The following is an 18,326-nucleotide window of genomic DNA, read 5'->3' as shown; positions in this document are numbered from 1 at the left end:
AATCCTGATCTTAGTCCTGAACAAAACGCCCCAGCCGAAAACAGCAGGGGCGTCAGGATCGGAGGCTAGAAGCGCGCAGGTCGCAGGGCAAGCGCTACGCCACGTTCTCCAGCGAGACATCGGGCGTGATGCCAAGCGCAAAGCAGACATCACGGGTCAGCTCCGGGCGGTTCAGCGTGTAGAAGTGCAGTTTGTCGACGCCGTTGTCCATCAGATCGGAGCAAAGTTCAGTGCACAGAGCCGTGGCAAGCAGATCTTCGCGCCCGTCGCGGATCGCCTTGTCAAAGGCATCGTCGATCCAGGCCGGAATGGTGGCGCCGCAGCGTTTGGCGAAGTTGCGCGCGCCCTTCCAGTTTTCAATCGGCAGGATGCCGGGGGTGATGCGGCTGGTGTCGATCCCGGCCTTGGCGCAGTCATCGCGGAAGCGCAGGAAGGTATCGGCCTCAAAGAAGAACTGGGTCAGCGCCTCATCCGCGCTCGAGCATCCAGTTTGCGCTTCAGCCAGTCGACATCCGCGCGGGCACTGGTGGCCTCCGGGTGGCGGTCAGGGTAGGCGCCGACACGGATGGAGAATTGATCGCGTTCAGCCAGTGCGGCGATCAGTTCAACCGAATTGGCGTAGCCGTCGGGGTGAGGCTCGAACCCGGCGGCGCCTTTTGGCGGGTCGCCGCGCAGGGCCACGATTTCGCGGACGCCTGCCTCGGCAAACTGATCGGCTATCGTCATGGTCTCCGCTTTGGTGGCGTTGACGCAGGTCAGATGCGCCGCGACATTGAGGCCGGAGGCGTTGTGCAAGGTTGCCACCGCCTCCCGCGTGAGGTCACGGGTGGTGCCCCCGGCGCCATAGGTCACCGAGACAAATCGGGGGGCCAGTGGGGCCAGTGTCTGCACCGTGTCCCAAAGCCGAAATGAGGCCTCCAGAGACTGCGGCGGGAAGAATTCAAAAGAGATGTCAGGGGTCGTCATTTTAAAAAGCGCTCCGCATGATTTCATCTCTTGTTGCATACAGCCTATTGTGAAACAATTTCATAATACTCAAGAACAACATGAGCGACACGATAGATGCATATCGAATTCCGTCACCTGCGCACGATCAAGGCAATCCATCAGGAAGGCGGGCTGGCGCGGGCGGCGGATCAGCTGAATATCACCCAAAGCGCATTAAGCCATCAGATCAAGGGGCTGGAAGATCAGGCCGGGGTGGAACTGTTCCTGCGGCGCTCCAAACCGATGAAGCTGTCGGCGGCGGGTCTGCGACTGTTGCGGCTGGCGGATCAGGTCTTGCCACAGGTGGAGGCGATGCAGGCGGAGTTCTCTGCGCTGCGGGATGGCAACACCGGGCGGATGTATATCGCGATTGAGTGTCACGCCTGTTTTGAATGGCTGTTTCCGGTGTTGGAGGGCTTGCGCAAGAATTGGGCCGATGTGGATGTGGATATTCGTCCGGGCCTTGCCTTTGACGCGCTGCCCGCGCTGCAGAAGGAGGAGGTTGATCTGGTGATTTCCTCTGACCCGGAGGTTCTGCCGGGGATCGAGTTCATTGAGCTGTTTGATTACAAACCGGTTTTTGTGGCCTCTGCGCTGCATCCGCTGGCGGAGAAGCCACATATTGAGGCCGAGGATTTTCGCGGCCAGACCCTGATCACCTATCCGGTGGAGAAGTCGCGGCTGGATATTTTCAGCCAGTTGCTGACCCCGGCGGGGGTTGAGCCTGCGCATATCCGGCAGGTGGAGCTGACGGCCGTGATCCTACTGCTGGTGGCATCGAACCGGGGCATTTCTGTACTGCCCGACTGGGTGGTGCGGGAGGTGAAATATTCCTCTGACTATGTGACACGGCCCCTGACATCCAAGGGCATTACCCGCAGGCTTTATGCGGCGATCCGCAGTGAGGACCGTGAAAAACCCTATATGCAAGAGCTGATCCGCCTGGCCAAGGTTGAGGCGCGCAGGCTACAGCAGCAGTAGAGCGCTGGCCCTGGGGATTTGGTGCTTGGCGATGGCCTGTCTGCTCATCGTCGCTCGCCCTCGCGAGACACATGCGTCCGGGGCATAGCTCTCATGTGCGCCGGGGGCGGGGTTATGCCGCTATTGGGCCTTGGCAAGCGGCAATGAGGCGCGTATAGGCACGGTTTGACCGACATCTCCCCCTATTTGCTCAGGAGTCTTTCGCATGATTGGCAGCGCAAACCTCAACATCATGATCAAAGCTGCCCGTAAGGCGGGGCGGTCGCTGGTCAAGGATTTTCGCGAAGTTGAAAACCTTCAGGTGTCGAGAAAGGGCGCGGGCGATTTTGTCTCCAAGGCCGATATCGCTGCGGAGAAGATCCTGAAAGAAGAACTGATGGGCGCGCGCCCGACCTATGGCTGGCTGGCCGAAGAGGGGGGCGAGGACGAGGGCGCAGATCCGACCCGTCGCTGGATTGTGGACCCGTTGGATGGCACCACCAACTTCTTGCACGGTCTGCCTCATTGGGCGATTTCCATCGCGCTGGAGCATAAGGGCAAAGTTGTGGCCGGTGTCGTTTATGATGCCGCCAAAGATGAGATGTTCTTTGCCGAAAAAGGTGCTGGCGCCTGGATGAATGACACCCGTATCCGTGTCTCTGGTCGTCACCGCATGATTGAATCGATTTTTGCCACTGGCCTGCCCTTTGCCGGGCGGTCCGACTTGCCTGCGACCCTGCAGGATCTGGCGCGTCTTATGCCCGCATGCGCAGGTGTGCGCCGTTGGGGGGCTGCGGCGCTGGATCTGGCCTATGTGGCGGCGGGCCGCTACGAGGGGTATTGGGAACGCAGGCTGAACGCCTGGGATCTGGCGGCTGGCATCATCATCGTGCAAGAGGCTGGCGGGCTGATTGAAGCGGTGAACCCGGAGGATGATATCCTGACCTCCGGAGAGGTGCTCTGCGCCAATGAGGCGATTTTTGATGGCTTCGCCAAGGTGATCCGGGACTGATCAGGTCCGATAGCAAGTTTTGAAACGCGGCCCTTGGGTCGCGTTTTTTCGTTTGTACGTTCTGTCTGAGTGGGCTGGCGGCTTTGCTGTTGCCTATTGGTCCGACGGGTGGTTCACGCCATCGTGCCAGGGGATCTCACCATAGGTTTCGGCATGTATGCGCGGGTTGCCCCCGTCGATGCACCCGAGGTTGATCCCACATTCTGCCGGATCGGAGCGGCGCTGGTGATAGACATAGATGCCACAGGTCTTGCAGAAATAGTGCTTCGCCGTATGGCTGCCCCAGGTGTAGAGGCTGAGGTTTTCCGCCCCTTTGAGGATGCGGAGGCTGTCGGTGCGGGCAGTGACAGCTGCGGCGCCCCTGCGGATGCAGAAAGAACAATTGCAGCGGCTGGCAGAGGCAAGGCCGCGGGGGAGGTCGGCGCTGATCTCAACCGCGCCACAGTGGCAGTTGGCATGGCAGGTTGTTGGGCCGTCGGTGGCGACGGGTGCGGGAGTGCCTGAGGTCATTGAGGCGGGCCTTTTCTAAGGAATGTGAGATGGTGCGTCCCTATCGGCCCCATGGGCTATCTCGGCGGCTGTTCCTGCGGTCATCACGCGGGGATTTGCGCGCCACGCGGGGGATGCGGCTGGCAGAGTAGCTGACCTTGGGGTGGGGCGGCTGTCCATGGGTCTTGCCCCAATAGGCCGGTCCACCCCGCCGCAGCCAGAGCGGGATCGTCAGCACCAGCCCGACACCAAAACCGCCCGCATGGGCCCAATAGGCCACACCGCCCGCCTGGGGATCAGAGCCGATGCCGCCCAGAAATTGCATTCCTAGCCACACACCCAGCATCACAAAGGCGGGAATTGAGAAGACGCGGAAATAGACGATCAGGATCAACAGAATATCGACGCGCGCCCGCGGGAAGAGCAGCAGATACCCGCCCATGACTCCGGCAATGGCGCCGGAGGCGCCGACCAGCGGCACCAGTGAATAAGGTGCGCTGGCCACATGGATCAGCCCCGCTCCGATCCCGGAGACAAGGTAGAAGGCGAGGAAGGTAAAATGACCCATCTCATCTTCCATATTGTCGCCAAAGATCCACAGAAACAGCATGTTGCCGCCAAGGTGCATCCAGCTGCCATGTAGGAAAGTGGAGGTCAGCAGCGTTTTCCAGTCGTAGCCTGATGTGACCTCTGCCGGGAGCAGGGCGTAGGCGTTGTAGAGCGCGGTCAGGCGGCGCGGACTGTCATAGCCAAAATAGGTCAGCGCAAAGATCGCGATATTCGCCACCATCAGCGCGTAGGTCACATAGGGCGTGCGCCCGGACGGGTTGTGGTCACGGATCGGAAACATGGGGGAACGCTGGGCCGAATATGGCCCAGCGTCAAGAGCTTACCCGCGCGTCGCCTGTCCGGGCGTCATCCGGACTGGTGCGGCAGTCAGGACATACCGCCCAGAAGGGCCGCGTTGCCGCCCGCAGCGGTGGTATCGACACAGACATGCCGTTCGGCCTGCACCCGTGCGATATCCGGCAGGCCGGGGATCAGCGGCAGGATCGGGCCGGTGCGTTTCGCCAGCCAGATCTCAATCTCGCGCGCGGTGGCCGCATCGCCCCACCAGATTACGCCGGATATCCCGTCCATGGTTGGCAGCTGTGACATCTCGATCGGGCCGGACGCCTCAATCGCGGTGCCGCCAAGGGCATGGACCGCGCGGGCCTGCGCTGCGACGGCCTGCTGTCCCGGCCCGAGGCAAAGGAGTGGCGGACGCGCGAGCTGGGACAGGCGGTTGGACTCACCGGTGGGGCCGGGCAGGCTGGTGGTGACCTCCTGCATGGGCTGGCCGGTGGGGGCGGGCAGGGTGCTCATGATCGCGGTTTCGGCGGGCCAATTTCCCGCCATCTGCTGCCGGTCCGGGGCGCAGAAGCGCGTCATGTAGAAGGGGCCGCCTGCCTTGGGTCCAGTGCCGGAGAGGCCTTCGCCGCCAAAGGGCTGACTGCCGACGATTGCGCCGATCTGGTTGCGGTTCACATAGAGGTTGCCCGCGTGGATCCGGTCACAGATGTATTGCACCCGGTCATCAATCCGGGTGTGCAGGCCAAAGGTCAGCCCGTAACCGGTGGCGTTGATGTCACTGATGATCTGGTCCAGATCCTGCGATTTGAAGCGCACCACATGCAGAACCGGGCCAAAAATCTCCTGTTCCAGCGCCTGAATGCCGGGGATTTCGATCAGGGTGGGGGCCACGAAGGTACCGCCCTGCGGAGCGGTCATCTCCTTCAGCACCCGTCCCTCGGCGCGGGCGGCGTCGATATGGGCGAGGATTCCTCCGCGCGCGGCTTCGTCGATGACTGGGCCACTGTCGGTGGACAGGTTCCAGGGGTCGCCAAGCCGCAGCGCATCCATCGCGCCCTTCAACATTTTCAGCACATTGTCGGCGATGTCGTCCTGAAGATAGAGGCACCGCAGGGCCGAGCAGCGCTGACCTGCGGATTGAAAGGCGCTTTCGATCACGGATTGCACAGCCTGTTCTGGCAGGGCGGTGCTGTCCACGATCATTGCGTTGAGACCGCCGGTCTCCGCAATCAGCGGGGCGCCGGGGTGCAGATGTTCGGCCATGGCGGCGCGGATCTTGAGCGCGGTCGCGGTAGAGCCGGTAAAGGCCACACCGCCGACACGGGCATCGGAGGTGAGGGCGCCACCAACGGCGCCGCCGCCCGGCAGCAGTTGCAGCGCGCTGCGCGGCACACCCGCCTCATGCAGCAGCGAGATGGAGCGATGCGCGATCAGCGGCGTCTGCTCTGCGGGTTTGGCCAGAACCGCATTGCCCACGGCCAGAGCAGCCGCAATCTGACCTGAGAAAATTGCCAGCGGGAAATTCCAGGGTGAGATACAGGTGAAAACACCAACCGGCGGTTCCGCCAGGATGCGCGCGGCGTAGTAGCGCAGGAAATCCACCGCTTCGCGCAATTCGGCGACGCAATCGGGCAGGGTCTTGCCCGCCTCGCGGGTCAGCAGCGCGAACAGCTCACCGTAGTTTTCCTCATAGAGGTCAGCCGCACGGTTCAGGATCTCGGCGCGGGTCTCAGCGCTGGCCTCCCAAGGGGTTGCGGCGCTGAGTGCGGCGTCAATCTCGGCCTCACCGGCTGTCTGCACATGGCCCACGGTGGTCAGGTCAGCAGGGTTGCGCACTGGCTCATCTGTGGTGGTTGCGGTCGCGGGCGCCTTGGCCAACAGCGGCGCTGCAGCCCAGCTGTGGCTCTTCCAAGGCGCGCGGGCGGCGTCGATGATCGCAAGGGTGGGCGCGTGGCCCAGATCAAATCCCATCGAATTGGGGCGCTCCGGCTGGAACAGGTCAGGCCCCTTGCGCAGATTTGCGGTCAGATCCTCAACTTGCGCAAAAGGATCGGCGGCGACCACCTCAGGCGGGACATTTTCGTCCACGATCTGGTTCACAAAGGAGCTGTTGGCGCCATTTTCCAGCAGGCGACGCACCAGATAGGCCAAAAGATCGCGATGCGCCCCAACCGGCGCATAGATCCGGCAGTGGGTCTGGTTCTGCTCGAGCACCATATTGTGCAGGGTCTCGCCCATGCCATGCAGGCGCTGAAATTCATAGGCTCCCTTGTCCGTATCCTTGGCCATATGCAGGATGGCCGAGACCGTGTGGGCGTTGTGGGTGGCGAACTGCGGATAGATCCGGTCGGTCATCGACAGGAGTTTGCGGGCGTTGGCGATATAGGACACATCGGTCAGGGATTTGTGGGTGTAGACCGGGAAGCCGTCAACGCCTTCAACCTGCGCGCGCTTCACCTCGGTGTCCCAATAGGCGCCTTTCACCAGACGCACCATCAGGCGGCGGTCATAGCGGTTGGCCATGTCATACAGCGCATCCAGCGCCGCGCTGGTGCGCGGGCCATAGGCCTGCACCACGACGCCAAACCCGTCCCAGCCTGCGAGAGCGGGATCGGAGATCACTTCGTCAATGACCTCAAGCGACAGCGACAGGCGGTCTGCTTCCTCGGCATCGACATTGAGGCCCATACCGGCTGCCTTGGCCAGAAGGGCCAGCGCTTGCAGGCGGGGGACCAATTGCTCCATGACGCTGGTTTCCTGCGCCAGTTCATAGCGCGGATGTAGGGCCGAGAGTTTTACCGAAATCCCTGGATTCTGACGGATATCCACGCTGTTGCAAGCTGCCGCAATGGCCGAAATCGCCCGCGAATAGGCCAGATGGTAGCGGGCGGCGTCCGCTTCTGTGCGGGCGGCCTCTCCCAGCATGTCGTAGGAATAGGTATAGCCCTTGGCCTCCATTCCGGCGGCGCGTTTCATGGCGCCTTCAATGGTTTCGCCCAGCACGAACTGGCGGCCCATTTCCTTCATCGCGCGGCTGACAGCGGTGCGGATCACCGGCTCCCCCAGACGTTTGATGGCACCGCGCAAGGCGGAGACGGGGCTGCGCTTCTCATCCAGCACCTTGCCCGTCAGCATCAGTGCCCAGGTGGAGGCATTGACCAGTGAGGAGGTCGATTTGCCCAGATGCTTACCCCATTCCGACGGCGCGATCTTATCCTCGATCAGGGCGTCAATGGTGTCCGCGTCAGGCACCCGCAGCAGCGCCTCCGCAAGGCACATCAGCGCGACGCCTTCATCGGTGGAGAGCCCGTATTCGGCGAGAAACACCTCCATCAGACCGGGGGAGGAATGGCCGCGGATATCGCGCACCAGTGCCGCAGCATTGGCGCTGATGGTGCTGCGGTCCGTTGCGTCCAGATTGGCAAGCGCGAACAGCTGGTCCCGCATCTGGGCCTGATCAACATAGGTGCCTGCATCAATCTGATAGCGCAGGGCGTTGCCATGCGCAGGTGTCGGCGCAGAAGGCATTGCGGGCGTGGTCTGGGTTTGGGGCGCGGTCATGTTGGGAACTCTCCGAAAGAACCATGGGCGATGCCCAAGTTGGTCGTTTCACACATGATATCGTGAATCGATTGGGACAAACGGCCAAAAATGTGGGATATGAAGTGCAATAGGCCAAAAAGAGGCGGGTTTTCGATGCAAATGGACTTTCCGGGAATGGATCGGTTTGATCAGGCGATTCTGGCCGCCTTGGGCGAGGACGGGCGCATGTCGATCGCGGATCTGGCGCGGCGCATTGGGCTGTCGAAGACACCAACACAGGCGCGGCTGCGGCGGCTGGAGGCTGAGGGGATCATCACCGGTTATCGGGCATTGATCGATCCGATCCGGCTGGGGCTGGATCATGTGGCGTTCGTCGAAGTGAAACTGACGGACACCCGCGAGGCAGCCCTGGCGAAATTCAACGCCGCCCTTGCGCGGGTGCCCGAGATTGAACAGGCCCATCTGATGGCCTCACATTTTGACTATCTTCTGAAGGTGCGGACGCGATCCATGTCGGCCTATCGGGCGGTGCTGGGTGAGAAGATATCTGCGTTGCCGCATGTGGCGTCGACCTCCACCTATGTGGCGATGCAGGCGGTGATTGAGGACAGCGCTGTGCTGCCGTGATCGGCAGGCCGGGCGGGTGCGCGCGAAATCGTGACTTGTCCGGCAAAGGCTTTGCACCAAGATTGGGGAATGCGACAGTTCTGGATTGCCCCGCTTCTTGGTCTTGGTTTCGCTACGGCTGCGTCCCTCGCGCAGGCGGAGGGGGCAGGGCCGCCGCCATCCGGCGATATTGCATGCTGCCCGGCGGCTCCGGATCATCAGGGCGCGGTCGACCAGTTGATTGGCCGTGTGCAGGCGGCCCCGGATGAGGTATCGGCGCAGCAGATTTCCAACCAGTTCTGGCAATATTGGGCAGATGCCCCCAACGCTGAGGCGCAGGCCTTACTGGATCGTGGGATGACCCGGCGCTCAGCCTTTGATTTTCTGGGAGCGTTGGAGGCCTTCGACCGATTGGTCGCCTATTGTCCGGACTATGCCGAGGGCTATAACCAGCGTGCCTTTGTTCACTATCTGCGGCGGGATTTTGCGGCGGCCCTGACGGATCTGGATCGGGCGCTGGCCTTGTCGCCACGCCATGTGGCGGCCCTGAGTGGGCGCGCGCTGTCGCTATATGGGCTGTCCCGCCTGAGCGAGGCGCGTGTGGCGCTGGAGCAGGCGCTGTCGTTGAACCCCTGGCTGCCGGAGCGGCATCTGGCGGCGCCAGGTGGACCGCTGGCCCCAGAAGGTTTAGACCCCGCCACGCCGGAGGTGGAGCTGTAAGTTACCGCATGGCGTCGCCCGGAAAAATTCGCCAAACAGATCAGATAGCCCATTGTACCGCTGGAGCGTCCTAGGTAGGTCTGTGATAGCAGCGGTCTAGCCTGCTGCGCGGACGTGGTGGAATGGTAGACACCGGAGACTTAAAATCTCCTGGCCGTATGGCCGTGCGGGTTCGAGTCCCGCCGTCCGCACCAGTTTTGGAAGGCGTCGTATCGGGAGCAGTGAATGCGCTACACATTGGTGGCAACTGCCAAGAACGAGGGGCCGACCATTCTGGAGTGGGTCGCCTATCACAAGATGATCGGTTTTGAGACCATCATCATCTATCAGAACGATTCAGATGACTTTACCCATGAGACCTTGAAAACCCTGAGGGACATGGGCGAGATTGCTTATTTTTACAACCGTGCAGAGCGCGGGCGGCATCAGGTGAAGGCCTACAAGCGAGCCGCAAAGCAGGCGGCGTTTCGAGATGCACACTGGGTATTGGCGCTGGATCTTGACGAATTTCTGGTCGTCCATGCGGATGGCGGAACCGTGCAGGACCTCATTGACGCGATGCCAGAGTGCAATCAGATCATGTTGAACTGGAAGCACTTTGGAGGTTCAGGCAAGACGCGGATCTCGCAGGATCTGGTGGTTGAAACCTTCACGATGGCCGAGGATGAGGCGCGCGTCAAAACGCAACTGACGCCATTTAAGGCAATGTTCGATCCAAACGCATATACGCGATGTGGTGTCCACCGGCCACAGGGGCAACTAATCCCGGACGATCAGATCCGCATCTGCAACGGCTCCGGCCTGCCGCTCAGCGCCTACGAGCATCGTAATTTTCGGGCCAAAGATCCTGGCCAGCGGGCGTTGGCGCAGATTAATCACTATAACACGAAGGACGCGGCGAGTTTTGTTCTGAAGTCGTACCGTGGCAGCGCGCATCAGGCCAATCGCGCCATCGATCGAAAATACTGGACGCGGCGCAATCACAATAGTCAGGAAGATCTGCTTCTGGCCGCAAGAACCGATGCAATTCGTGGTCGGATGCAGGAACTTGATGCGGCGTCAGGTGGTCGGTTGCTAGCTCTGCGACAGCAGGCGATCGAATTGCACCGCAGCCGGTTTGACGCGCTGATGGAAGATCCTGCTACTGCGTACCGCGACCTCTATACTTATTGTCTGGAAAATCCTGGTCTGGCCACAAGAGACTGAACGTGTCCGGTGGCTGGCCCCTAAAGGGATCAGGAATTGGTGCCATCTTTTGTCTGATCCGGCGGCGCCGCGCGTTCGGCCTGAACCGAGGCGATAGTCTCCAGAAGCAGCGGTTTACGGATCGGTTTTTGCAAAAAGCGATCCATCCCGGCGTCCAGACAGGCGCGGCGGTCACTTTCGAAGGCGTTGGCGGTCAGGGCGATGATCGCAGGCTGCGCCATGTCGCTGGCCCGAATCTGGCGGGTTGCGGTCAGGCCGTCGACCTCTGGCATGGACATGTCCATCAGGATGATGGCCGGTTGATGGTCGCGACACATATCTACCGCTTCGCGCCCGTTCTCAGCCTCAATCACCTTAAGCGGGGTATCGGCAAGAAATTTTCGGATCAGCAGGCGGTTGGTCCGATTGTCATCTGCCAGAAGCAAAACGCCAGGGCCAGGCTGGAGATGCGCGGCCTCCGGGTTGATCTGTGTTGGGGCACTGGGCGCGCTGCGGGCGGCAGACAGGCGAATTTCGAGCCGGAAGCGGGACCCCTGACCTTCGTTTGAGTTCAGGCTGATGCCCCCGCCCATACGCTGCGCAAGAATATTCGAGATGGTCAGCCCCAAACCGGTGCCGCCATAGTGGCGCGTGGTGGCGGCATCGGCCTGCGAGAACCGCTCAAACACATGTCTGGCCTGATCCTCTGAGATGCCGATGCCGGTGTCCACGACCTCAATGAACAGATGATAGGGGTCCTTCGTATCGCGACTGACATGCAGAGAAATGCTGCCGTCCTGGGTGAATTTCACCGCATTACTGAGGAGGTTCACGAGGATCTGGCGCAGCCGCCCATCGTCGCCATGAACCTGCTCGGGCAGCTCATGAGCGTATGTTTGCGTGAAGGTGAGACCCTTTTCACGCAGCTTCGGGCGAAGGACATCGACGGCCCCATCGATGCATTTGCGCAGATTGAAATCAACGGCGCTGATCTCCATCTTGCCTAGCCTCCAACCGGGACAGATCCAGAATGTCATTGATGATTTTCAGCAGAGCGACCGAGGAGTCCCGGATGGTATCGACACATTGCTCCTGTTCCACCGAAAGGGGGCTTTCGGCGAGGATATCGGACATGCCGATGATGCCATTCATCGGGGTTCGAATCTCATGGCTCATATTGGCAAGAAACTCGGTCTTTGCCTGATCAGCCTTTTCGGCGGCCTGTTTGGCATAGGTCAGCTGGGCGTTGCGGTGGGTCAGCTGTTGGTTGGTACGCTTCAATTCATTGTTGAGATCGACGTCGCGGGTCACATCCCATTCAACGCCGATCATCCGGTTGCGTCCCCTTGAGTCACGAAAGGAACAGCCCATTGCGCGGATATTCTTATGGGTGCCGTTCTCCAGCCTGACCCGGAAATCGATGGAGTGGTTGCGAACATGGCGCAGCGCCTCCTGAAAACCATTGATGACACGATCACGGTCATTGGGGTGCAGAAAGGACCTCCAGACGGAGAGCGGCACATCGCTTGAACCGACGGGGTCGCCATAAAGCTCCCGCATTCTGCGATCCCAGATGGCAACATCTGAACTGCCCTCAATCTCCCAGATGCCGATTTTCGAGGTTTCAACAGCCATCTCCAGACGGCGTGACAGCGCCTCAAGCTCCCGCTCGCGCCGTTTGAGGGTCTGGATCACCGACCGTCGGGCCGCAGACAACCGGCCCGCAAGCGCGGTTGGAAAGAGAATGAATGCGCCAGCCAGCAGGATGGTGAACCGCAGTTGCCATTTGTTGTCCGCGCGGGTAGGCCAGCCCCGCTTCGGACGCGCCGCAAGTTGCCAGGTGCCCACGGGCAGGACAATGTCCATCAGGACAGGGCGATCCTGAAGAATATCTGCATCGCCGTAAAACTGCACGCCACTGGCGCCTTTGCCATCTTTCCCGACGAGGGCGACATCGATCATCAGATCAGGATCCGTCAGCCCGCCCTTGGAGTAGACGGCGTCAATGTCGATCACTGAGGAGAGGATGCCCCAAAAGGATCTCGCTTCCCTGCGGCCCGATGAAGATTGGGAAACGCGCGATCATGCCGCGACCGCCCTGCAGCAGATCAACCGGACCTGCGAGCACGAGATCGCCGCTGTCGCGTGCCAAGAGGGCGGCGGCGCGTTGGGCATCGTTTTTGCGATAGTCCAATCCGATTGCGGCCTCGTTGCCTTCGATCGGATACATCAGTTTGATGACGAGATCGGGCGCCGCAGCGATATTGCGCAGGCTATCTTCGGCGCCCAGCAGATGATCCGCCAACTGGGCAAATCGGCGCTGTGTCATATCGGGTTCCGTCGACAGCACGGCCTGCAATCCGCGAACCAGTTGAATGTCCGCTGCCAGATTGCCCTCGATTCGGGCGCGGATCAGCCCCGCCTCATATTGGACATCGGCCCGCAGCTTTTGTTCATAGATGGTATCATTCTGGGATTCAGCGGATATGCCCGCGGCGATGATCACCACCAAGGCGACCAGGGTCGGCAGATAGGTCCGATTGTTCAGCGCCTGGATCCACGCTTTGGGCCGAAATCTCATGAAAGGTACACCGGTGATTGTCGTCTGCTGTAAATATACAGTCATTCCTGACGCAAAACTGTTCAACCAATATTAACGATGCCCGAGCTTTTCCACTTTGAGAGGTTTTTCTTACGATCGCTCACGCGTAGCGGGATCTGGTTTGAAAAAACCTGACAGTCGTCTCTCTGATTAAAGTTAAATTGAGCGGTTTTTAGGTGGCTGCCAACGGAAGGGGGACCATCTTGAGTTGAACGCATTAACGAGCGCTAGCGTAAATGCGTGTCTTTGTGATCTATAGTGAACACTTTGGAAGGGTAATTAAGTTATTGTAGGCAATAATGAAATTATGAGTGAGACAGGGGAGGTGCTGCTCTCCGGCCCCTGACGTAGCGCATTTTTCAAAGTTAATATTTGGGCAAGGAACCTCCGATATTGATTTTTAGATCAACTTTCAATGTATGGCCGAGGGTAACGATGTTTTTCAAACGTGATGCAAAGAAACAGCAAGCTGAATCGACAATGGAACGGTCGATCATGGATATGATCGATCGAACTCAGGCCATGATCCAATTCGAACCCGACGGAACGATTCTGGAGGCCAATGCGAATTTCCTGGGCGCGGTCGGATACCAACTTGAGGAAATCCAAGGTAAGCATCACTCGATGTTCGTGGATCCCGATTATGCCCGCAGCGACGCCTATAAATCGTTCTGGGCGGATCTGGCGGCGGGTAAATTTTTCACCGATCAATATCCGCGCGTATCAAAAGCGGGGGAGACGATCTGGATCCAAGCCACCTATGCGCCGGTCCTCGACAGCATGGGCAAGACGGTGCGGGTGATCAAACTGGCCACCGACATCACAGCGCGGCAGAACAGTGTTGAGGATATCTCAAAAGGGCTCGAAGCCCTGAGTGAGGGGGATCTGAGCTACCGGGTGCAGCCCTCTGACCTGCCGGATATGCGGGTACTCTGCGAGGCGTTCAACAACGCGCAGGATACGTTGAATGGCGCTGTTGAAACGGTGAAGGCGGTCGCCGATGCGGTCGGCAGTACGGCATCTGAAATCAGCCAGTCCTCTAGTGAGCTGTCGCATCGTACCGAAACCCAGGCCGCCACACTGGAAGAAACCGCCGCTGCAATTGAGGAGCTGACCTCCACAGTGCGTTCTGCCGCCGATGGCGCCCGTGAGGTTGAGGACATCGTCAGCAACGCGCGCGCAACCGCGGAGGAAAGCGGTGAAGTTGTGAGCAACGCGGTGACGGCGATGTCGCAGATCGAGGAATCCTCCGGCAAGATCTCGCAGATTATTTCGGTGATCGATGATATCGCTTTTCAAACCAATCTGCTGGCGTTGAATGCAGGTGTTGAGGCCGCGCGGGCAGGCGAGGCGGGGCGCGGTTTCGCGGTTGTTGCCTCCGAAGTGCGCGCGCTGGCGCAGCGATCCTCTGACGCGGCGGGTGAGATCAAGCAGTTGATCAACGAGAGTTCGCAATATGTCGGCAACGGTGTGAAGCTGGTAAGCCGCGCGGGTGAGGAGCTGCAGAAAATCATCGGCAGCGTCAGCACGATTTCCGGCCATGTCAGCCAGATTGCAACCGGTGCTGCGGAACAATCCGTGACCCTTGTGGAGATCAACACCGGTGTCAGCCAGTTGGATCAGGTGACCCAGCACAATGCAGCCATGGTCGAAGAGGCAACTGCGGCCAGCCAGACGCTCTCCAATGACGCCAACGAATTGACCCGCCAGATTTCCATCTTCAAGACCGGATCGGGCACCCAGAACATCGTGTCATTTGGAAGCGGCGGCACTGCAGCTCAGGGCTATGGTGTCCGTGCAACCGGCTGAATGAGGCGTCAAAAGGCTGTCCATCTGAGGCGCCGCCTCTCCCAGTCAGAAGAACGATCTGGGGAACTGTCTGTACCAAATGTCCTCAGCACATGGCCGCCGCACTGCACCAGCAGCTGCGGCGGTTGGCATTTTGACCGCAGTGTTTTCAGGGGCTGATCAGTGGCCATTTCGGCGCTGTGCTGCCCTGGAACTGATCAGGATCAAAGACCGGTCTTCCGACACCATGATCTATGGAGACAGATAACCAAATCTTGCCAACCCATGACCGGAGTGACCGCCATGATCCGCCTAGCATCCATCCTCTATTCCCTGATCGGCAGCAGCCTTGCTGGGGCCGCTGTGATCGCGGTTCTGGTGGCCGGGCATGTCTCTGTTCCGGCTATTCTGATGGCGGCCGCTGTTGGCGCCGTTGCCGGACTGCCGGTGTCCTATCTGGTGGCCCGACGGCTGTATCAGGGCTGAGCATCCCCGCGCCCTGGGCAGGGGGCCGTTCACGCGTCGAAGAACCCGCGGGCCGTTGCCACGAAGGCACGCGGATTTTCGGCGTGAAGCCAATGTCCGCAATCGGGAAGTTTGGCAAAATGTGACTGGCTGAACCGCGCCTTGATCAAAGGGCGATGCTCCGGCAGGACATAGTTCGAGGCCGCGCCAGACAGAAACAGCGTGCTGCCCTCCCATTGTGCGTCGGTTTCGGGAAACCCCATGATGTGGGGCATGTCGCGTTCGAGGGTGTCCAAGTTCAGGCGCCAGCGCCTGTTCGGCAGATCAAGGGACTGCGTGAAGAAACTCTGTAGGGCTTTCTCAACGCCGAGGTTGGCCAGCTGCGCCTCGGCGTCGGAGCGGCGTTCGACCTTGGCAAGATCAACCTGACGCATCGCATGGATGTACTGGATCTGGCTGTGCTGATAGGCCACTGGTGCGATGTCCGCGACCAGCAGGCGGCGCAGCGCCTGGGGGTGGTTGAGGGCGAGCGTCATCGCTGCCTTGCCGCCCATAGAATGGCCAATCATATCAACAGGCCCGCCATGCGCTGAAATCACCTCCGCCAAATCATCGGCCATATCGTGGTAACTGTGGGTCTCGGTCCAGGGGCTGCTGCCATGGTTGCGCATATCGATTGCGATGACCTCACGCTCATCGCAAAGCCGCTTGGCAATTGCGCCCCAGTTGCGGGCAGAGCCATAAAGCCCATGCGCGATCATCAAAGTGGGTTTGTCGGTCGGGGCGCCATGGCGGATCGTGTTCAGCATATCCCCGTGATAACGTCGGCATCGTCCGCTCGCCAGCCCCTTTGCGCGGGGGATTGCTGTTGTGTTTGATATCTCCGGCTGGCCATTGAGCGCACCGCAAAGCGCCGTTACTGTGCCGTTAGTTTTTAAGATTCCGGACCATCCATGGCAGATACACTTCTCAGCGATATTGAACAGGTTCAGGAACTGCTGAAAGACCGCGAACAGGCCGACGGCGACCTTGCCTCTGCCTTGAAACACGCGCGACGCCGGTTGCCACGCCGGATCTACCGTCAGGGTATGCGGCTTGCCGAGGCGCAGCATTTGCTGGCGCACCCGAAGCTGCGGCTGACGGTTGAGCATGATCCGTTGCAGCGCGCGGCGCGAGAGGTGATCAAGCACCTGAAGTCCATCGACCTCGCAGACCGCCGTCGCGGACGGCTACTGGATATCGTCGCCACCATGGCCTTCTCGTTAATCGTGGTCGCGATATTGCTCGTGGTGGTGCTGCGCTGGCGGGGATTTGTCTAAGGCCTGACACCCCTTTCCCTTGCGGGCGCGGCCCGGTATCTTGAACGTGGTTCAAGACTGAAGGGCAGAGCAAATGGCAAGCAAGGCCGAAATCCGCAAGCAAGAGTTGCGTGAAAAACTGGTGGCAGCGGCTGAGATCCGCATCCGCCGTGATGGGGCAGGGGCACTGCGGGCGCGGGATCTTGCGACGGACGCGGGCTGCGCGGTGGGCGCCATTTACAATGCCTTTGACGATATGAATGCCATTGTGATGGCGGTGAACGGGCAGACCTTTCAGGCGTTGGGGCAGGCTGTGCAGCAGTCTCTCAACGGGGCGGAAGCTGCGGCGCCGACCGAACGGCTGATCCTGATGAGCAATGCGTATCTGGGCTTCGCCGCTGAGAATACCCGGCTGTGGCGCGCCTTGTTCGATGTGCAGGCGGAGGAGACGGAGGTCCCTGACTGGTACCGTGCCGCGCTGGAGGATCTGTTTTCAAACATTGCGGCGCCGGTTGCGGAGATTTTTCCCGACAAAACACCCCAGGATTTGGTGCTTATGGTGCGGGCGTTGTTCTCGGCCGTGCATGGAATCGTTTTGTTGGGACTGGAAAACCGGATCTCCGGCGTGCCAGTTGACCAAATTGAGCGCATGATTTCCGAGGTGTTGTCGCGGCTTACATGATTTTTTGAACATTGTTCAAAATAGTGCTTGAACGGCGTTCATAATATTTCTATACCCATATTGTGAACGATGTTCATGATATGGAGGAAGCCATGTTTGCAACGATTAAGACCTTGATCCGGGGCATTGATGCCCGCGCTGAAGAGCGGTTGAGCGACACCTATGCGATTGAGCTGATTGATCAGAAGATCCGCACCGGCGAGGCCGATCTGACCCGCGCCAAACAGGCGCTGGCCGGTTTGATCCAGAAATCCCGTATGGAGACCCGTCAACTGGAGGCGGTCACAACGCGGATCAACGATCTGACGGAGCGAGCCCGCGCGGCACTTGCAGAGGATCGCCAGGATCTGGCGCAGGCTGCGGCCACCGCCATTGCCGAGCTGGAAAACGAGCAAGCCATGCGTCGCCGCACCGTCGATATGCTGGAGCAGCGTAGCCTGCAGCTGCGCCAATCCGTCGAGGCCTGTCATCGCCGCCTGATGGATCTGAAACAGGGCGCGGTTGCCGCACGGGCCACCCGCAAGGCGCAAGGCGCGCATAGTGGCATGGCGCGGGGCGAAACCTCCGGCGACACGCTGGGGGAGGCGGAGGCGCTGATCAATCGTGTGATGTCTGCCGAGGATCCGTTTGAGCATAGCGAAATCCTGAAGGACATCGAAACCGGGCTGAGCCATGGCACGGTGGCAGACGATCTGGCGGATGCCGGGTTCGGCGCCCCGACACGCAGCACGGCTGCGGATGTTCTGGCGCGGCTGACGCCGAAAAGCTGACACACCGCCAGCGCCCAGAAATTGGCGCAGCTTTCTTAAGTATTTGAAAAATCAAGACCATCAACCGGGAGAGACCCAATGACCAACGCACGCAACGACAACAACCTGATCATCACCCTCAATGTGGCCGGTGTGGCCGTGGCTTATGGGATGCTGGGGATTTCGCTCTGGCTTTCGACCGAGGTGCCGCTGGCAACCAAAGGCTTCTGGGGTATGGGCATCATGCTGCTGACACTGAGCCTGATCAACGTTGTGAAATACCGCTTTGACATCCGTTCAAGCGAGGACCGTATCCGCCGCATCGAAGAGGCGCGCAATGAGAAGATGCTGGAAGAGGCGTTGGCTGAGACCAAGCCGCTCTGATCTG

General features: G+C 60.1%; 18 protein-coding genes, 1 tRNA gene and 1 pseudogene. 12 read left to right on the top strand and 8 right to left on the bottom strand.

Annotation, left to right across the window (positions count from 1 at the left end; translation table 11 throughout):
- Nucleotides 1–94: 94 nt before the first annotated feature.
- Nucleotides 95–966: pseudogene (gene metF / locus L0Z65_RS07740) on the bottom strand (methylenetetrahydrofolate reductase [NAD(P)H]).
- A 96-nt stretch (nucleotides 967–1,062) separates the two neighbouring features.
- Between metF and L0Z65_RS07735 the strand changes: the two are divergent.
- Nucleotides 1,063–1,968, top strand: coding sequence for a LysR family transcriptional regulator (locus L0Z65_RS07735; RefSeq protein WP_040173045.1), 906 nt, complete (start codon nucleotides 1,063–1,065; stop codon nucleotides 1,966–1,968).
- Between the two features lie 205 nt (nucleotides 1,969–2,173).
- Complete coding sequence (locus tag L0Z65_RS07730; protein ID WP_102897244.1) at nucleotides 2,174–2,959, top strand: inositol monophosphatase family protein; 786 nt, start codon at nucleotides 2,174–2,176, stop codon at nucleotides 2,957–2,959.
- A 93-nt stretch (nucleotides 2,960–3,052) separates the two neighbouring features.
- Here the strand turns inward: L0Z65_RS07730 and L0Z65_RS07725 are convergent, their stop codons facing one another.
- From L0Z65_RS07725 to putA, 3 genes are all read right to left on the bottom strand, one after another.
- A complete protein-coding gene (locus L0Z65_RS07725) occupies nucleotides 3,053–3,469 on the bottom strand; it encodes a GFA family protein (RefSeq protein WP_405112130.1) in 417 nt (138 codons plus the stop codon).
- A 40-nt stretch (nucleotides 3,470–3,509) separates the two neighbouring features.
- The gene (locus L0Z65_RS07720; RefSeq protein ID WP_405112127.1) at nucleotides 3,510–4,298 is read right to left on the bottom strand and encodes a rhomboid family intramembrane serine protease; all 789 of its coding nucleotides are present in this window, start codon (nucleotides 4,296–4,298) and stop codon (nucleotides 3,510–3,512) included.
- Between the two features lie 86 nt (nucleotides 4,299–4,384).
- Nucleotides 4,385–7,828, bottom strand: coding sequence for a bifunctional proline dehydrogenase/L-glutamate gamma-semialdehyde dehydrogenase PutA (gene putA / locus L0Z65_RS07715; protein ID WP_405112489.1), 3,444 nt, complete (start codon nucleotides 7,826–7,828; stop codon nucleotides 4,385–4,387).
- A 168-nt stretch (nucleotides 7,829–7,996) separates the two neighbouring features.
- Here putA and L0Z65_RS07710 point away from each other — a divergent pair, with 168 nt between their 5' ends.
- From L0Z65_RS07710 to L0Z65_RS07695, 4 genes are all read left to right on the top strand, one after another.
- Nucleotides 7,997–8,470 (top strand): Lrp/AsnC family transcriptional regulator, encoded by a 474-nt coding sequence (locus L0Z65_RS07710; RefSeq protein ID WP_014879695.1) that lies wholly within the window; start codon nucleotides 7,997–7,999, stop codon nucleotides 8,468–8,470.
- A 69-nt stretch (nucleotides 8,471–8,539) separates the two neighbouring features.
- Nucleotides 8,540–9,169 (top strand): tetratricopeptide repeat protein, encoded by a 630-nt coding sequence (locus tag L0Z65_RS07705; RefSeq protein WP_405112123.1) that lies wholly within the window; start codon nucleotides 8,540–8,542, stop codon nucleotides 9,167–9,169.
- 108 nt (nucleotides 9,170–9,277) lie between these two features.
- Nucleotides 9,278–9,363 (top strand) — tRNA-Leu (locus L0Z65_RS07700).
- 31 nt (nucleotides 9,364–9,394) lie between these two features.
- A complete protein-coding gene (locus tag L0Z65_RS07695) occupies nucleotides 9,395–10,375 on the top strand; it encodes a glycosyltransferase family 2 protein (RefSeq protein WP_405112120.1) in 981 nt (326 codons plus the stop codon).
- 29 nt (nucleotides 10,376–10,404) lie between these two features.
- Here L0Z65_RS07695 and L0Z65_RS07690 read toward each other — a convergent pair whose 3' ends face one another.
- The 3 genes from L0Z65_RS07690 to L0Z65_RS07680 are packed head-to-tail and all read right to left on the bottom strand — an operon-like array spanning nucleotide 10,405 to nucleotide 12,935.
- Nucleotides 10,405–11,352 carry an ATP-binding protein gene (locus L0Z65_RS07690; protein ID WP_405112117.1) on the bottom strand — a complete coding sequence of 316 codons (948 nt, stop codon included), beginning with the start codon at nucleotides 11,350–11,352 and terminating at the stop codon, nucleotides 10,405–10,407.
- Nucleotides 11,333–12,370, bottom strand: a complete 1,038-nt coding sequence (locus tag L0Z65_RS07685) for a histidine kinase dimerization/phospho-acceptor domain-containing protein (RefSeq protein ID WP_405112114.1) — start codon at nucleotides 12,368–12,370, stop codon at nucleotides 11,333–11,335. Before L0Z65_RS07685 ends, L0Z65_RS07690 begins: the two co-directional genes overlap by 20 nt.
- Entirely contained in the window at nucleotides 12,357–12,935 is a 579-nt protein-coding gene (locus L0Z65_RS07680) for a CHASE domain-containing protein (RefSeq protein ID WP_405112111.1), read from the bottom strand. The genes L0Z65_RS07685 and L0Z65_RS07680 overlap by 14 nt, the downstream gene beginning before the upstream one ends.
- Before the next feature lie 456 nt (nucleotides 12,936–13,391).
- On the opposite strand from L0Z65_RS07680, the gene L0Z65_RS07675 reads away from it, so the two are divergent.
- Together L0Z65_RS07675 and L0Z65_RS07670 are read left to right on the top strand one after the other, a co-directional pair.
- Complete coding sequence (locus tag L0Z65_RS07675; protein WP_405112108.1) at nucleotides 13,392–14,765, top strand: methyl-accepting chemotaxis protein; 1,374 nt, start codon at nucleotides 13,392–13,394, stop codon at nucleotides 14,763–14,765.
- A gap of 282 nt (nucleotides 14,766–15,047) precedes the next feature.
- Nucleotides 15,048–15,230 carry a hypothetical protein gene (locus tag L0Z65_RS07670; RefSeq protein WP_014874309.1) on the top strand — a complete coding sequence of 61 codons (183 nt, stop codon included), beginning with the start codon at nucleotides 15,048–15,050 and terminating at the stop codon, nucleotides 15,228–15,230.
- Between the two features lie 29 nt (nucleotides 15,231–15,259).
- Here the strand turns inward: L0Z65_RS07670 and L0Z65_RS07665 are convergent, their stop codons facing one another.
- Entirely contained in the window at nucleotides 15,260–16,018 is a 759-nt protein-coding gene (locus L0Z65_RS07665; protein ID WP_405112105.1) for an alpha/beta fold hydrolase, read from the bottom strand.
- A gap of 144 nt (nucleotides 16,019–16,162) precedes the next feature.
- Between L0Z65_RS07665 and L0Z65_RS07660 the strand changes: the two genes are divergently transcribed.
- The 4 genes from L0Z65_RS07660 to L0Z65_RS07645 all read left to right on the top strand — a co-directional run bounded on the left by L0Z65_RS07660 (nucleotide 16,163) and on the right by L0Z65_RS07645 (nucleotide 18,322).
- A complete protein-coding gene (locus L0Z65_RS07660; protein WP_405112102.1) occupies nucleotides 16,163–16,528 on the top strand; it encodes a hypothetical protein in 366 nt (121 codons plus the stop codon).
- A gap of 73 nt (nucleotides 16,529–16,601) precedes the next feature.
- Nucleotides 16,602–17,189 (top strand): TetR/AcrR family transcriptional regulator, encoded by a 588-nt coding sequence (locus L0Z65_RS07655; RefSeq protein WP_096868589.1) that lies wholly within the window; start codon nucleotides 16,602–16,604, stop codon nucleotides 17,187–17,189.
- Nucleotides 17,190–17,281: 92 nt separating this feature from the next.
- Nucleotides 17,282–17,959: a PspA/IM30 family protein gene (locus L0Z65_RS07650; RefSeq protein WP_096873113.1), complete on the top strand. Its 678-nt coding sequence runs from the start codon at nucleotides 17,282–17,284 to the stop codon at nucleotides 17,957–17,959.
- 78 nt (nucleotides 17,960–18,037) lie between these two features.
- Nucleotides 18,038–18,322 carry a hypothetical protein gene (locus L0Z65_RS07645; RefSeq protein ID WP_014874314.1) on the top strand — a complete coding sequence of 95 codons (285 nt, stop codon included), beginning with the start codon at nucleotides 18,038–18,040 and terminating at the stop codon, nucleotides 18,320–18,322.
- Nucleotides 18,323–18,326: the final 4 nt, after the last annotated feature.

This window comes from Phaeobacter sp. BS52, assembly GCF_045040595.1.
GTDB lineage: Bacteria > Pseudomonadota > Alphaproteobacteria > Rhodobacterales > Rhodobacteraceae > Phaeobacter > Phaeobacter piscinae.
Note: the sequence above shows the minus strand (reverse complement) of the source record. Positions and strands in the feature narration are given on the sequence as shown.

Coding starts and splice junctions, on each gene's coding strand:
- putA (WP_405112489.1), bottom strand. CDS start 7,828: ATGCCTTCTGCGCCGACACCTGCGCATGGCAACGCCCTGCGCTATCAG.
- L0Z65_RS07695 (WP_405112120.1), top strand. CDS start 9,395: ATGCGCTACACATTGGTGGCAACTGCCAAGAACGAGGGGCCGACCATT.
- L0Z65_RS07650 (WP_096873113.1), top strand. CDS start 17,282: ATGTTTGCAACGATTAAGACCTTGATCCGGGGCATTGATGCCCGCGCT.
- L0Z65_RS07735 (WP_040173045.1), top strand. CDS start 1,063: ATGCATATCGAATTCCGTCACCTGCGCACGATCAAGGCAATCCATCAG.
- L0Z65_RS07670 (WP_014874309.1), top strand. CDS start 15,048: ATGATCCGCCTAGCATCCATCCTCTATTCCCTGATCGGCAGCAGCCTT.
- L0Z65_RS07690 (WP_405112117.1), bottom strand. CDS start 11,352: ATGGAGATCAGCGCCGTTGATTTCAATCTGCGCAAATGCATCGATGGG.
- L0Z65_RS07675 (WP_405112108.1), top strand. CDS start 13,392: ATGTTTTTCAAACGTGATGCAAAGAAACAGCAAGCTGAATCGACAATG.
- L0Z65_RS07720 (WP_405112127.1), bottom strand. CDS start 4,298: ATGTTTCCGATCCGTGACCACAACCCGTCCGGGCGCACGCCCTATGTG.
- L0Z65_RS07660 (WP_405112102.1), top strand. CDS start 16,163: ATGGCAGATACACTTCTCAGCGATATTGAACAGGTTCAGGAACTGCTG.
- L0Z65_RS07705 (WP_405112123.1), top strand. CDS start 8,540: ATGCGACAGTTCTGGATTGCCCCGCTTCTTGGTCTTGGTTTCGCTACG.
- L0Z65_RS07730 (WP_102897244.1), top strand. CDS start 2,174: ATGATTGGCAGCGCAAACCTCAACATCATGATCAAAGCTGCCCGTAAG.
- L0Z65_RS07725 (WP_405112130.1), bottom strand. CDS start 3,469: ATGACCTCAGGCACTCCCGCACCCGTCGCCACCGACGGCCCAACAACC.
- L0Z65_RS07710 (WP_014879695.1), top strand. CDS start 7,997: ATGCAAATGGACTTTCCGGGAATGGATCGGTTTGATCAGGCGATTCTG.
- L0Z65_RS07645 (WP_014874314.1), top strand. CDS start 18,038: ATGACCAACGCACGCAACGACAACAACCTGATCATCACCCTCAATGTG.
- L0Z65_RS07680 (WP_405112111.1), bottom strand. CDS start 12,935: ATGAGATTTCGGCCCAAAGCGTGGATCCAGGCGCTGAACAATCGGACC.
- L0Z65_RS07665 (WP_405112105.1), bottom strand. CDS start 16,018: ATGCTGAACACGATCCGCCATGGCGCCCCGACCGACAAACCCACTTTG.
- L0Z65_RS07655 (WP_096868589.1), top strand. CDS start 16,602: ATGGCAAGCAAGGCCGAAATCCGCAAGCAAGAGTTGCGTGAAAAACTG.